Below are 13,061 nucleotides of genomic sequence, written 5' to 3'. Positions count from 1 at the left end.
TAAACACACTGAGACATCCTCCATCCTGCGGCTGATCAGCAACATGTGAGCCAAAAGGCCACTGTGCAAGAAATCAGGAGAGGTTGACCATCCATACTGATGCTTCTGAGAAATCAAACAGGATAATTACTTCGCATTATTCCTATAATTCAGGGGCGTCTGTTTCTTGTAGTTGTAGAATACACGTGTAAAGTAGGTTGCCGTCTCAAAATGCAGTTGGGCAGCTATATTCTGTACTGACAAGGATGTATAGCGCAGCAGATTGCATGCTTCCTGCATGATACGGCTCAGGATATATTGCTTGGTTGACACTCCTAACGATGATCGCACGAGCTTGTTGAGGTAGTTGGTGGTGATGAACAGCCGGTCTGCATAGAAAACCACTCCGTGCTCCTCTTTATAGTATTCCTCAACCAACGACCGGAAACCGTCAATATATCGATTGGCATTGACGGCCTCGTTGCTGTCAGTTTCTTTCTTGCTGTCTTCCATAAACCGAGTCCGATTGAGCAGCATGAGGGCCTCATAGAGCATGGCGCGAAGGATATGCTGATCTTGCTCGGGGCGGTGTATCTCACGTTGCATGTCAAGGTAGAGCTGGAGCAGACGTTCATTCAGCTTGTCGTCAAGGATAAGAAACGGTGAGGGCCGGTCGGCTTGCAGATAACGGAAATGGTCCAGGAAATGAGTATCGCTGAAGAAGTCGAGCAAGAATTCTTCTTCAAAGATGAGGTTGAGAGCCTCTAACTTGCTATCAGCACTCATCGCCCATATCTCCCCAGGAATGGACGTCAGCACCTGGCCACGGCTCACCGTGGCAGCGTGGCCGTTGATAGTTACTGCCTCTGAGCCGCTTGTGATGAGCAGGAGACTGTAGAAGGTCTCACGATAGACCGGCGTGCGGTGGATGTCAGGCTTCATCTTGTCTAAGTTCACCACATCTACCAGCAATTCCTGACCATACTTGTGCTTGAAGAACTTATAAAGAGGTATCCGCTTCATTGTACGGACAAAGATAATTCTAAAAAATGACACTGGCAAGCAAAAGTCCCGAAAAGTGACATTTTCCTCCATTTTATTTCATGGTAGAGAAACCGATTCTCCCTAACTTTGCAACCGAAAACAAAGGATATAATAATGATGAACAACAATTGGTACAAGAACGAGGAAGAAGAGAAGTTGGCCGAGAAACTCATCAGCATGGAGAAAGCCGCACTGAAGAAATGGTTCAATGGTGACAGTTCGGGCTATCGTGATCTGTGGTCGAAGAAGAACTTCAGCTATTTCGATGCGGTATGCGTGAATCGTGTGGACAATTACGACGAGATAGCAAAGACTGCCATGGAGCGGGTTGACGGAAAGCTGTATGCCAAGCACTATGAGGTACTCAATGAGCGCGTGCAGGCAGCGAAGGATATGGCTGTGCTCACCTATCAACTGTATTATGAAAGCAATCTCATTGTCTTAGAAGGATGATTATCTGGAATTTAGTGCATGGTTGTCACCGTAAAAGCGAAGGGTGCAAGCATTGCTATGTCTTAACGCGCGATGAAGAGAATGGCGTAGACACTAATCTCGTCAGAAAGACGGCCTCATTCAACCTGCCACTTCGCCGCAACCGAAAAGGGGAATGGAAAATTCCATCAGGAACAGAGGTAATGACATGCTTCTCATCTGATTTCTTCTTACCGGAAATGGACGCATGGCGGGAAGAAGCATGGGAGATGATGCGCTTTCGCCGCGACCTCCGCTTCTATATGGTCACCAAGCGGCCAGAGCGCATCCTACAATGTCTGCCATCTTTCTGGAACGAGATAGGTGACCGCATCACTATCTGCTGCACGATGGAGAATCAGCTGCGCGTTGACGAAAGGCTGCCTGTTCTGTTGTCATTGCCTTTACCGCACAAGGAAATTATTGTCGAACCAATGTTAGGTCCAGTAGACTTCCACGGCAACCTTGAAGACATAGCTTGCGTCACCGTTGGCGGCGAGTCGGGAAAAGATGCTCGCCCCTGCCGCTACGAATGGGTGCTTGATGTGCGCAGGCAGTGCATGGATACCGGTGTACATTTTCATTTCATGCAGACTGGCGCATGCTTCATCAAGGACGGCAAGACCTACCGTTTGACTCACGGCATACAGATGCAACAAGCACGAAAGGCTGATATAGACTGCTGACATGGAATTGATCGTGCCTCGTCCGTCTCACAATCCTTTCACGTCTGAGGGACGTTCTTTTCACTTCTGAGACAGTCCTTAATTCTTCTTCCACGACAATTATTCTCTATCAAATTTTCGTACTTGTCGATATAAAGTTGTACCTTTGAGGCTGATATGAATAACTCTTCAGTTTATGACATTCAAATAATTAGCATCGAAGCGTTTCACCGTGCGCAAGTACACGGACGAGCCGGTCAGCGAGAACAATTTAGAATATATCATTGATTGTTTGCGACTGGCAATGCTTCCGAGGATAAAACACAGTTGAATTAATATCATCAAACAATGAATATCGAAGAAGTTCGTGAATATGCGTTGTCCTTGCCGGGGACAACGGAAGACCAGGCTTATGGTGCGGATTGGGTGTTGTTTCGTATTGAAGGAAAGATCTTCCTGCATATATGGCTCAATGCCCCGGAACCGACTTGCGCCGTGAAACTTCCGCCTGAGCAAGGACAGACGCTGCGCGACCATTATGACGGTATCCGACCGGCTTACCACTTAAATAAGGTGCATTGGAATGATGTTTTTCTCGATGAGATTGATGGTGATATGGTAAAAGACCTTATTAATCAGTCTTATAGGCTTGTACTCAGTAAACTGCCCAAGCGGTTGAGAGATAAATACAGTTTTGAGAAATGAACACAGCAGACATTGACACGACCAATATGTGCTCGCACTTGCGGCATAAGCTGATGGATGCTGACGGCATCTATCATAAGGTCTGGCAGACGATACAAGACGAACCGGAGTTGACGGCGGTCGTCCGTTCCCGCCAGCTGCATATCTACCGCAATGGCAAGAAAGTGCTGGTGCTGAAAGGGAAAGCTGACCCACAGATCGTCAGGGAAGATCCGATAGATGAATTAATCAATCAATGACAATGGAATCAAGAAAAGATATAGCAGCAGAAAAAAAAGCGAGTTTCAAATTCAATTGCGCCCAGTCGGTGCTGACGACTTACGGTGATCTGACGGGACTCGACGAAGCCACAGCCATGAGCATGACCGACGGCTTTGCGGCTGGAATGACCAATACGGAGGGTACATGCGGTGCACTGATTGGCGCAGACATGGTTCTCGGGCTTGTCAACAAGGACAAGGCGAAGACGATGAAACAGATGCGGACGATCATGCAGAAATTCCAGGACCGCAACCATGCCACACAATGCAGACAGTTGAAAGGTGTGGACACCCACGTGGTACTCCGTCCTTGTCCGTTGTGCGTGGCGGATGCATGTGAGTTCTTGGAAGAAGAATTAGGGAAATGATGAACGTAGAGGATTTGCGGTCATATTGTCTTTCTCTCGACACTGACGTGGTGGAGAAATTCCCCTTCACGGCCTTCAAATATGCCAAGGATGTGCTGGTATTCTATATCGCCGGCCACATGTTCTGCTATTTCGACATCAATGACCTGAGCAATGTGACGGTTTTATCTAAAATCATACCTATATAACACTAAAAGTTGCGATAATTGAGGAATTATGAGTACCTTTGCCAATAAAAGGTATGATATGAACAAGTTTCCTACATCATATGAGATATTTGGATTGGACTGCTTAGGAGAAGAAGCAAGTGAATCTTTGAAAATGGAATACATATTCCATTGTGTAGACGATTGTATTTCAGAAACACTTAATCCATACAAAGAAATCTTCAACAGCAAATCATTTCGATTCGAAGAAGGAGAAATGGAGTGGTTGTCTGGACCTACTGGATTTATCTTTGGTGAAGATGAATCTATTGCTCCTGTGAATAGATTTATGCGATGTGATTCATTCATGAAACTTAAAGGATCAAAGTACGAACATCTATTATATCCAGACCACATTATCAAGCCATCTTCAGATGAAGATTATTTGGAACCAATTGGAGTTGAATTAGATTATGCTGAAAATCACATAGATGGCAATTGTGATTATTATTCCGACATTGATGAAGAGTCATATCAAAGAGTTGTCTGTACCTATAGAGAAGCTGCTGAAGATGGCAATTTAAATGCCCTATGGTGTCTTGGCTGTGCCTTAAATCTTCGGGATAGTTTCTCCAAAGAAAAATATGACGTATTCGGCTTAACTTATTATTATCTGTCTTTAGCTATACAAAAGGGACATCTTGCTTGTATTCCTTCATTATGTGAATTACTTATGCAAGATGGAATGCATAAAGAAGCATTCATGTTCACATATATTGGTGCTCAGAAAAAAGAAATCTATTGTATGTGGAATCTCGCAATGTATTATTTATGTGGAGTCATAGTTCCAAAGTCGGGAAATAGGGCAGTGGAATTATTTGAATCTATTTTGGAAATTATAAATGCAAAAGATAGCGACAAGTCTGCAATCTATTATTCTCACTATGATGGTATAAACAAAGACGAGATTTTAGAGCTAAAAGAATATACAGAACACAATCTCAAAATTGTAAAGTCTCATAGTGACTCGTGGAAAAAATATTTTGATATTGAGGTTTGTAGAAAATATCAAAAAATACTAGATATGCTAATAAAGGAACATTGTTTAGACCCATCGTATACTGGCGAGATGTACGCAGAAAAGGTTAAGGAATTAATGAATCAAGAACTCAGTTGAGATTTTGTATACATAACATTGTAGCATTCAAATTGAGAATTGAGACATCATCTTAATAACAAATCCTTGTCTCTCTGGCTAGACAGTTCCCACTACTGGGGGCTGTTAAGGACTTACACCCGTTAGCCGATATACATGCCAGTCAAACAAAAAGGCGGCTCCCTTATTCAAGAAGTCGCCCCGCCGGAAAAAGACCGGCATATAGGAGATTATGTTGTAAAGCAAAAAAGGGACTGCCCCCCTTGAAGAGAACAGTCCCTGTAATACCACTGAGCAGCAACGCCGGGGTTATGCGACCTCAATGCGTTTTGTCTCCTTCTCTGCCTTCTGAGAGCGAGGAAGTGTGATGCTAAAATATTTACACTTTTCTGACAACAGTGGCACTGGTGAAAGCTTCACTTTGCGGTGTAACCTTTCCTTCTTATTTTACTTCTCTCTATATTCTTTTGGTGTCATTCCCGCAAACTTTTTGAAGAAGCGGGAGAAGTGCTGGGGATACTGGAAGCCGAGTCGGTCGGCAATCTGCGAGATACTCTGAGAGGGGTCGAGGAGCAACTGCTTGCTCTGAGCGAGAATGTGCTGTTGAATATAGTACTGTGCCGTCATTCCCGTCTCCTTACGGATGAGGTCGCCAAAGTAGCCCGATGACAGACAGGCCTTATCAGCGAAATAAGCCACTGAGGGCAGTCCGCCGCGCACGGCTAAGCCCTGCTCGAAATAATCCTTGATGTTGCGCTCAAAGGCAGAGAGAATATCGGAGTTTTCCTTGTGGCGGATAACGAACTGTCGGTCGTAGAAACGCTGGCAGTAGTCAAGGATGAGCTTGATGCGGTCGGTGAGAATGGTCTGCGAATGTTTGTCCACGGGCTGCTCCATCTCGAAGCGGATGGTGTTGAGTGTGTCGGTGTACATCCGCCGCTCGCGCTCGCTGAGATGGAGCGACTCGGCTGAGTCGTAGTCGAAGAAGTGGTAGCTTCCGATCGTCTTCCCCAAGGGCGTGCCGAAGAGAAGGTCGGAATGGAAGAGGAGTCCTAAGGTGTGTGACGGCGTGCGGAGCTGTTCATCCGTCATATCCACACGCACCATCTGCCCCGGTGCGAAGCTCACGATGGTACCGTCCTGATAGTCGTATTGCTGGCGCCCATAATGCAGCGCACACTGTATGCCGTCTTTCAGCCACAGCGCATAGACGCCATAACGGAAGGTGACGTGATTGGGAATCTTAGTGGCTTCCGCCAAGTCTACCACGCTCACTAAGGGATGCAGGGTCTCGAAGCCATACATCCTATTATATGCATCGATACTGTCGATGGAGATGATCGTTGTGTCGCTCATATCTATCCGTATTTATGTTTCCACACTCAAAATTAGTTGAAATTTTCTATTCACGCAAGAGGGAAGTTGCAATTTCAGCAAAAAGGGTTATAGCAGCCTTAATCGGGGTAATAGCCTGTTGACAGGAAACTCGTAACTTTGCAACCGGAAACAAAAATAACAACAAATGAGAAGAATAATCACAGCCTTGGCATTTCTGATGATATTTATCGCTGCTGGGGCGCAAAGCACAAAAAAGATGACACAGTTGAAGATGACACAAGAGTGGGATAAGGTTTTCCCCAAGAGTGAGAAGGTCGACCATAAGAAGGTCTCCTTCCACAATCGTTACGGCATCGAACTCGCTGCCGACATGTACACACCCAAGAACGCTAAGGGCCGACTGGCAGCCATTGCCGTTAGTGGACCTTTTGGAGCCGTGAAAGAACAGTCGAGCGGTCTCTATGCCCAACATTTGGCAGAGCGTGGGTTCCTCACCATTGCCTTCGACCCCTCGTTCACAGGAGAGAGTGGCGGCGAACCGCGGCGCATGGCTTCGCCCGACATCAACACCGAGGACTTCCTTGCTGCCGTCGATTTTCTCTCTGTGCAGGATAATGTAGATCCAGAGCGCATCGGTATCATCGGCATTTGCGGCTTTGGAGGTATGGCCGTCAATGCCGCTGCCATCGACCCGCGCATCAAGGCAACCGTAGCCAGCACGATGTACGACATGAGCAAGGTGAACATCGAGGGCTACTTCCAGAGCGAGAATACACCGCAGCAGCGCATGGAGAAGCGCAAGGCCATGGCCCGGCAGCGCACGGAAGACTACAAGACGGGGACATACAAGCGTGCAGGCGGCGTCATCGACCCGCTGCCAGAGGATGCTCCCTGGTTTGTGAAGGACTACCATGCCTATTACAAGACGGAGCGCGGCTACCATGAGCGCTCAGGCAACTCGACCGACGGCTGGAATGTCACGGGCTGTCAGTCATTCCTCAATCAGCCGCTGCTGGCCTTTGCCGCAGAGATTGAGAATCCCGTGTTGCTCATCCACGGCGAGAAGGCTCACTCACGCTATTTCTCCGAGTATGCCTTCGAGAAGATGACTGGCAAGCATGTCGAGGGGAAGAGTACCAAGGTAGGAAACAAGGAACTTTACATCATCCCCGGAGCATCGCACGTTGACCTTTACGACGATGTGGCAGGTGTCATCCCCTACGACAAGATTGAACGATTTTTCCGTGAGAATCTAAAATAATCGAGTATGAGAAAATATCTGCTGATAATTATGACCATGTTCTTCATCTGTTGCTCGTCCGACGGCGGGATGCAGGCGGAGACATTGCAGACAGAAAACGATATGACAATGTATATTACCATCGTAGGACAGACTCAGAGCATAACCCTTGCCAATAATGCGGCAACGCAGGAACTCGTGGAACGGCTACAGAACGGTGCTGTCACAGTTACGCTTAACTCCAGTGGCGGCTTCGAGATATGGGGACCGCTTGGTTTCTCGCTCCCTACGAGCAACCAGCAGATGACGGCACAGCCGGGAGATGTCGTTCTCTATAACGGCAGCAACATCTGCCTTTTCTATGGTTCAAACTCATGGAGTTACACCCGCCTGGGCAAGATAGACGGTTTGTCGGAAAGCCAGTTACGCACATTCCTGAAAGCAGGAGAGAGCAACATCACCGTCACCCTCTCGCTCACGTCAGATGCGACAGGCATCAGCAATATAAGCAACGAGAGCCGGAACACCGCAGGTACTGATTCGCGTGCATACACGCTGAACGGTACACCCGCCTCTGCCAGCCACAAAGGCATCGTCATCAAGGACGGAAAGAAAATCATGAAATAGCATCAATATGAAACAGAACATTGGAAAGAAAAACGATATTCTGTATAAACCGACATTTCGAGAAAAGCACTATCTTTGCAATCAGTAATAATTATAAAACAGTTTTTGATTATGAAGCATTTCTTTCTCCGCAACCTTGCGGTAGCCGCACTGCTTGTTATGGGCACAACGGCCTGGGCTCAGTCTAAGGTTTATCTGACACGTGAGATCTCTCCCGCCTCACTCGTCCGTATCTACAAGGCATTAGGCGTGAAAGCCAAGGGGCGTGTGGCCGTGAAAATAAGTACCGGCGAGGGCAGCAATCCCAACTATCTCAAACCGGAGCTCATCAAAGACCTGGTCTATGACGTTGACGGTACCATTGTAGAGAACAACACCGCCTATGGCGGCGACCCTAACGACGTGCGCAACAACTCTGCCAATCACTGGAAGGTCATCGACCGCCACGGCTTTACCAAGTATTTCCCCGTCGACATCATGGACGAATACGATGAGATACGCATTCCCGTGCGCGACCATACCCATCTGAACTACGACATCGTGGGCGGACATCTTGCCAACTACGACTTCATGATCTGTCTCAACCACTTCAAAGGTCATCCCATGGGTGGCTACGGTGGGGCAATTAAGAACCTCTCTATCGGCTGCGCCTCATCCAACGGAAAGGCCTACATCCATACGGCTGGTAAGATGAACAAACTCAATATGGACTCGGTGTGGACACCGAAGTACATCGCCTCTCAAGACGCCTTTTTGGAGAGCATGGCTGCTGCCGCTCAAGCCGTGGTGAACTATTTCCAGAAAGAGAACGGCATCATCTATATCAGCGTGATGAACAATATGAGTATCGACTGCGACTGTGTGGACCATCCTACTCCCGTGAAGTTGGAAGATTATGGCATCCTCGCCAGCACCGACCCCGTGGCTCTCGACCAGGCCTGTGTCGACATCATCAACAACCAGAAAGTGACGGTGAAGAACGATCCTACAGACCTGCTTAAGCGCATCGACAAGCAGCACGGCACTCACACTATCGACTGGGCGTAGAAGATAGGACTGGGCTCGAAGAAATACACCATCGTCAACATCGACAAATAGATCAATTAGACTCTTATGCTCACCAACGACTACGGTCGCGTATCGGGTGCCGTGCGTGCGTTCTACAACTGGGGACATCATCATATCAACGACGGACATGTTGCTGCGCGTCCTGCACAGACCGCCTACTACATGCACAATGATCGCATGGGAGGCGTCTCTGCCTATGAGAGCTTTGCTCCTTTCTCCACTACTCGCGTCACGCTGGGCTTCGACTATCAGCACTTCGGTGGACATGCCTGGCAGAAGGCGATGGCAGACGGCAGTCGCACGGATCTTGCCAACCGCACCGTCAATGAGGTAGCGGGCTATGCCGACATTCGCCAGGAACTGCTGTCGTGGCTTACTGCCGACGTGGCCCTACGTCTTGACCACCACAGCGTGTCAGGATCGGAGTGGATACCGCAGGGCGGACTCACCGCACGCCTGCCTCACAACATGGAGCTGAAAGCCATTGTGGGCAAAGGCTTCCGCAACCCTACGCTGCGTGAACTCTACATGTTCCGCCCAGCCAATGCCGACCTTGCGCCGGAACGCCTGTGGAACTATGAGCTCTCACTGCGCCAACGTCTGTTGGATGGGCACTTAGGTTACGGACTCAACGTGTTCTATCTCAACGCTGAGGACCTCATTACCACGCAGATGACTAACGGCCGCCCGCTGAATGTCAACACGGGCAGCACGGAGAACGCTGGTTTTGAGCTCCTTGCCTTCTACGTACCCATGCGGCATCTGCGCTTAGATGCCAACTACAGCTTCCTTCATACCAGCCGCACGCTCACTGCCGCACCGAAGTATAAGCTTTTCATGGGAGCTGACTGGCAGACGGGCTGCTTCACGCTGCACAGCGGATTGCAATGGATCGATGGTCTGCATACAGCCGACAACAGCCCTAAGACCGAGAATTTCTGGCTGTGGGATCTCACGGCTTCGTTGCGTGTCAGCCGTGCCTTGAAAGTCTTCGTCCATGGTGAGAACCTCCTTGCCCAGCACTATGAGGTCAACGCCGGCTTCCCCATGCCGCGTGCCACAGTCATGGCAGGTGTTGAAGTGCAGCTGTAGGTGTCTACTCTTTTGGTGTCATTCCAGCGAGCTTTTTGAAGAAGCATTCTATTCTCGCAAGCGTGTAGACACGAATTCCGCAATAAGGGTTATAGCAGCCTTAATCGGGGTAACAGCTTGTTGACAGAAAACTCGTAACTTTGCAACCGGAAACAAAAATAAAAAATGAAAATCATTACCACCGTCATCGCACTGCTCTTGGCAGTGGCAACTGTAAATGCGCAAGAGAATATGAAAGAAAATGTTGATTTCAGTGTATGGCCGAAAGGAGAGTTGAACAGTGCCTATGCCCAGTATTTCACAGGCAATAGCTATTTAGCTCCCCTCGATGCCGAGAATGGAGGTCCCGTGAACGTCACCTTCGAGCCCCGTTGCCGCAACAACTGGCATATCCACCACAAGTCGGTGCAGGTGCTCATCTGCGTGGCTGGCTGCGGCTGGTATGTCGAGGAAGGCAAGGAACCTGTCGTCCTGCGCCCGGGTGTGGTCGTGGCCATCCCTGCCGAGGCTAAGCACTGGCATGGGGCCGCTAAAGACTCGTGGATGCAACACATCACCTATATGACAAAAGTAGAAAAAGGCGCCTCCAACGAGTGGCTGGAGCCTGTCACGGATGCAGAGTACGACAAGCTGCCTGCCAGTTCAGCAATGCTCGACGTCGCCGACGCTGAATACAACCAGCGCTTCAAGGCCTTTGCTTTCGGCGAGGTGGTGGAACAGGTGAAGACGCGCCTCGACGACCGTACCCGCTACATCTGCTATCTGGCCACACTCCTTGGCTGTCAGGGCCTCAGCGAATACCGTGAACTGCTGCCAGAAGCACTCGCCAAAGGCGTGACGCCTGTTGAGGTGAAGGAAATCGTCTATCAGGCTACGGCCTATTTAGGCATGGGACGCGTCCGTCCCTTCCTCTCGGCTACCAACGAGGTGCTGTCCGCCCGTGGCATTACCCTGCCATTGGCTTCACAACAGACCACCACGATGGAGACCCGTCGTGAGGCTGGCACAGAGGCACAGGTCAGTTGTTTCGGCGACTCGATGCGTGACTTCTGGAAGTCGGGACCGGAAGACAGCCGACACATCAACAAATGGCTGGCCGACAACTGCTTTGGCGATTACTACACCCGCACGGGACTTGACCTGAAGATGCGCGAGCTCATTACGTTCTGTTTCCTTGCTGCCCAAGGTGGTTGCGAGCCGCAGTTGAAAGGACATATTGCCGGCAACTACCACGTAGGAAACGACAAAGACCTGCTCATCGCTGTCATTTCCAGTAACCTCCCCTTCATCGGCTATCCGCGTACACTCAATGCCCTCAATTGCATCCGCAGCGTAAAGGCGGGAAAATAAACAAAGTGTACCACAATGAAAAGAGCCATCTTTTTCCTCATACTGATGACCGTTTATTGTGACAGAGGGACAAAAGGGTGTCCTCATCAAGGATGGCAAGAAGATTTTGGTGAAATAAGAGAAGAAATTTAAAGACGAACGAACAATATGGAATACGTAAAACTTGGACACTCTGACCTCAGTGTGTCGCGCATCTGCTTAGGCTGCATGGGATTTGGCGACCCCACCATCGGACAACATTCGTGGACGATTGGCGAGGAGCCGACACGGGAGATTATACGCCGCTCACTGGAATTGGGCGTAAACTTCTTTGATACGGCAATAGCCTATCAGTTGGGCACATCCGAACAGTTCGTGGGCCGTGCCTTGCGTGATATGGCACGGCGTGGCAATGTGGTAGTAGCCACAAAGTTCTTGCCTCGCACGGATGAGGAAATCCAGCAAGGCATCAACGGACGGCAACATGTGCTCAATAACATCGACAGCAGCCTACAGCACCTTGGCATGGACTATGTGGATCTATACATCTACCATATCTGGGACTACAAGACTCCTGCCGAGGAAATCATGGAGGGAATGAACGAGGCTGTACGTACGGGAAAGGCTCGCTATATCGGTATCGCAAATGCCTATGCCTATCAGGTGGCGAAGATGAACGCGATGGCAGAGCAGCATGGATGGGCAAAATTTATCTCCGTCCAGAACCATTACAACTTAATCATGCGTGAGGAGGAACGTGAGATGTTCCCGTTCTGCCACGAAGAAAACATTGCTATGACTCCCTACAGTGCATTGGCCTCTGGCAAGTTAGCCAAGCGACCCGGCGAGACCTCTAAGCGGCAGCAGGAAGACTCATTCATGCACTTCAAGTATGATGCCACTGCCGAGCAGGACAACCGCATTGTGGAGCGTGTGGTGGATCTGGCCGACCGCTACGGGGTGGAGATGACACAGATTTCGCTGGCTTGGCTGCTGACAAAGGTGGAATCGCCGATAGTAGGAGCCACCAAACTGCATCATATCGAGGGTGCCGTGAAGTCGCTTGATGTCCATCTCTCTGCGGATGACATTCGTTATCTTGAAGAGCCCTATGTGCCGCACAACCTTTCAGGTGTGATGGCAGTCAACAAGCCCGTGATGAACGAAGAACCTGTATGGGTAGCGGCAAACAAGAACAAGTAACAACCATAAAAAACAATACAGCAATGTAAGCGTATCCGCGATGCAGCCTTGTGTGGATCATTTTGATTCATTATCTTTGCGGCGATAAATCAAACCGTAATGTTATGACAGCAGCAGAACGCTATGAACAAGTATGGAATAAGTTCCTTGTGGCATTGAAGAAGGACCCTTCTTCATGCCTGTCCTCACTTCAAGTAAAATACCACATCAACCGCCGCGGCATGTGCAAGTGGATGAAGGAGCATTCTGTCTCCGTAAGAGAGGCGAAACGGCAGGTACTCGTAGACCAAAAGACTTCGCCGAAGAGGAGGATACCTATATTGCCGGGGACGAAACCTACCATAAGGTTCTTGTCAATGAGAAGAACAAG

Annotated in this window: 16 protein-coding genes; 13 read left to right on the top strand and 3 right to left on the bottom strand. The window is 49.0% G+C overall.

The window, feature by feature from the left end:
• Positions 1–126: 126 nt before the first annotated feature.
• The gene (locus G604_RS0111165) at positions 127–1,002 is read right to left on the bottom strand and encodes a helix-turn-helix domain-containing protein (RefSeq protein WP_028910632.1); all 876 of its coding nucleotides are present in this window, start codon (positions 1,000–1,002) and stop codon (positions 127–129) included.
• A gap of 135 nt (positions 1,003–1,137) precedes the next feature.
• On the opposite strand from G604_RS0111165, the gene G604_RS14320 reads away from it, so the two are divergent.
• From G604_RS14320 to G604_RS0111130, 7 genes are all read left to right on the top strand, one after another.
• On the top strand, positions 1,138–1,476 hold the full coding sequence (locus G604_RS14320) for a hypothetical protein (protein ID WP_051220383.1): 339 nt from the start codon (positions 1,138–1,140) through the stop codon (positions 1,474–1,476).
• Entirely contained in the window at positions 1,473–2,180 is a 708-nt protein-coding gene (locus tag G604_RS0111155) for a DUF5131 family protein (RefSeq protein WP_036905528.1), read from the top strand. Before G604_RS14320 ends, G604_RS0111155 begins: the two co-directional genes overlap by 4 nt.
• Before the next feature lie 327 nt (positions 2,181–2,507).
• Positions 2,508–2,864, top strand: coding sequence for an MmcQ/YjbR family DNA-binding protein (locus tag G604_RS0111150; RefSeq protein WP_028910630.1), 357 nt, complete (start codon positions 2,508–2,510; stop codon positions 2,862–2,864).
• Entirely contained in the window at positions 2,861–3,103 is a 243-nt protein-coding gene (locus G604_RS0111145; RefSeq protein ID WP_028910629.1) for a hypothetical protein, read from the top strand. Before G604_RS0111150 ends, G604_RS0111145 begins: the two co-directional genes overlap by 4 nt.
• A gap of 2 nt (positions 3,104–3,105) precedes the next feature.
• Positions 3,106–3,492 carry a C-GCAxxG-C-C family protein gene (locus G604_RS0111140; protein WP_028910628.1) on the top strand — a complete coding sequence of 129 codons (387 nt, stop codon included), beginning with the start codon at positions 3,106–3,108 and terminating at the stop codon, positions 3,490–3,492.
• Positions 3,489–3,680: a hypothetical protein gene (locus tag G604_RS14315; protein ID WP_036905525.1), complete on the top strand. Its 192-nt coding sequence runs from the start codon at positions 3,489–3,491 to the stop codon at positions 3,678–3,680. Before G604_RS0111140 ends, G604_RS14315 begins: the two co-directional genes overlap by 4 nt.
• 58 nt (positions 3,681–3,738) lie before the next feature.
• Positions 3,739–4,815, top strand: coding sequence for a sel1 repeat family protein (locus G604_RS0111130; protein ID WP_028910627.1), 1,077 nt, complete (start codon positions 3,739–3,741; stop codon positions 4,813–4,815).
• Between the two features lie 426 nt (positions 4,816–5,241).
• Here G604_RS0111130 and G604_RS0111125 read toward each other — a convergent pair whose 3' ends face one another.
• Positions 5,242–6,150, bottom strand: coding sequence for a helix-turn-helix domain-containing protein (locus G604_RS0111125; protein ID WP_028910626.1), 909 nt, complete (start codon positions 6,148–6,150; stop codon positions 5,242–5,244).
• A gap of 199 nt (positions 6,151–6,349) precedes the next feature.
• Here G604_RS0111125 and G604_RS0111120 point away from each other — a divergent pair, with 199 nt between their 5' ends.
• From G604_RS0111120 to G604_RS0111095, 6 genes are all read left to right on the top strand, one after another.
• Positions 6,350–7,393 (top strand): alpha/beta hydrolase, encoded by a 1,044-nt coding sequence (locus tag G604_RS0111120; RefSeq protein WP_231376147.1) that lies wholly within the window; start codon positions 6,350–6,352, stop codon positions 7,391–7,393.
• A gap of 6 nt (positions 7,394–7,399) precedes the next feature.
• Complete coding sequence (locus tag G604_RS14850) at positions 7,400–7,999, top strand: cyclophilin-like fold protein (protein WP_196801128.1); 600 nt, start codon at positions 7,400–7,402, stop codon at positions 7,997–7,999.
• 111 nt (positions 8,000–8,110) lie between these two features.
• On the top strand, positions 8,111–9,046 hold the full coding sequence (locus G604_RS14305; RefSeq protein WP_051220381.1) for a DUF362 domain-containing protein: 936 nt from the start codon (positions 8,111–8,113) through the stop codon (positions 9,044–9,046).
• A 66-nt stretch (positions 9,047–9,112) separates the two neighbouring features.
• Positions 9,113–10,159 (top strand): TonB-dependent receptor plug domain-containing protein, encoded by a 1,047-nt coding sequence (locus tag G604_RS14300; protein WP_051220380.1) that lies wholly within the window; start codon positions 9,113–9,115, stop codon positions 10,157–10,159.
• 165 nt (positions 10,160–10,324) lie between these two features.
• Positions 10,325–11,509 (top strand): cupin domain-containing carboxymuconolactone decarboxylase family protein, encoded by a 1,185-nt coding sequence (locus tag G604_RS0111100; RefSeq protein WP_028910624.1) that lies wholly within the window; start codon positions 10,325–10,327, stop codon positions 11,507–11,509.
• Between the two features lie 147 nt (positions 11,510–11,656).
• Complete coding sequence (locus G604_RS0111095) at positions 11,657–12,691, top strand: aldo/keto reductase (protein ID WP_028910623.1); 1,035 nt, start codon at positions 11,657–11,659, stop codon at positions 12,689–12,691.
• 190 nt (positions 12,692–12,881) lie between these two features.
• Here the strand turns inward: G604_RS0111095 and G604_RS15415 are convergent.
• A partial coding sequence (locus tag G604_RS15415) for a hypothetical protein (protein WP_196801127.1) occupies positions 12,882–13,061 on the bottom strand: 180 nt, incomplete at its 5' end.

Source organism: Prevotella sp. AGR2160 (assembly GCF_000424185.1).
In the GTDB taxonomy this organism is placed as follows: Bacteria; Bacteroidota; Bacteroidia; order Bacteroidales; family Bacteroidaceae; genus Prevotella.
The sequence above is the reverse complement of the archived record's forward strand: the minus strand, read 5'-3'. Positions and strand labels throughout refer to the sequence as shown.

Bases quoted from the DNA above. Each gene is read 5' to 3' on its own strand.
- G604_RS0111095 (WP_028910623.1), top strand. From the start codon at position 11,657: ATGGAATACGTAAAACTTGGACACTCTGACCTCAGTGTGTCGCGCATC.
- G604_RS0111100 (WP_028910624.1), top strand. From the start codon at position 10,325: ATGAAAATCATTACCACCGTCATCGCACTGCTCTTGGCAGTGGCAACT.
- G604_RS14320 (WP_051220383.1), top strand. From the start codon at position 1,138: ATGATGAACAACAATTGGTACAAGAACGAGGAAGAAGAGAAGTTGGCC.
- G604_RS0111140 (WP_028910628.1), top strand. From the start codon at position 3,106: ATGGAATCAAGAAAAGATATAGCAGCAGAAAAAAAAGCGAGTTTCAAA.
- G604_RS0111125 (WP_028910626.1), bottom strand. From the start codon at position 6,150: ATGAGCGACACAACGATCATCTCCATCGACAGTATCGATGCATATAAT.
- G604_RS14850 (WP_196801128.1), top strand. From the start codon at position 7,400: ATGAGAAAATATCTGCTGATAATTATGACCATGTTCTTCATCTGTTGC.
- G604_RS0111165 (WP_028910632.1), bottom strand. From the start codon at position 1,002: ATGAAGCGGATACCTCTTTATAAGTTCTTCAAGCACAAGTATGGTCAG.
- G604_RS14315 (WP_036905525.1), top strand. From the start codon at position 3,489: ATGATGAACGTAGAGGATTTGCGGTCATATTGTCTTTCTCTCGACACT.
- G604_RS0111150 (WP_028910630.1), top strand. From the start codon at position 2,508: ATGAATATCGAAGAAGTTCGTGAATATGCGTTGTCCTTGCCGGGGACA.
- G604_RS0111130 (WP_028910627.1), top strand. From the start codon at position 3,739: ATGAACAAGTTTCCTACATCATATGAGATATTTGGATTGGACTGCTTA.
- G604_RS14300 (WP_051220380.1), top strand. From the start codon at position 9,113: ATGCTCACCAACGACTACGGTCGCGTATCGGGTGCCGTGCGTGCGTTC.
- G604_RS0111155 (WP_036905528.1), top strand. From the start codon at position 1,473: ATGATTATCTGGAATTTAGTGCATGGTTGTCACCGTAAAAGCGAAGGG.
- G604_RS14305 (WP_051220381.1), top strand. From the start codon at position 8,111: ATGAAGCATTTCTTTCTCCGCAACCTTGCGGTAGCCGCACTGCTTGTT.
- G604_RS0111145 (WP_028910629.1), top strand. From the start codon at position 2,861: ATGAACACAGCAGACATTGACACGACCAATATGTGCTCGCACTTGCGG.
- G604_RS0111120 (WP_231376147.1), top strand. From the start codon at position 6,350: ATGATATTTATCGCTGCTGGGGCGCAAAGCACAAAAAAGATGACACAG.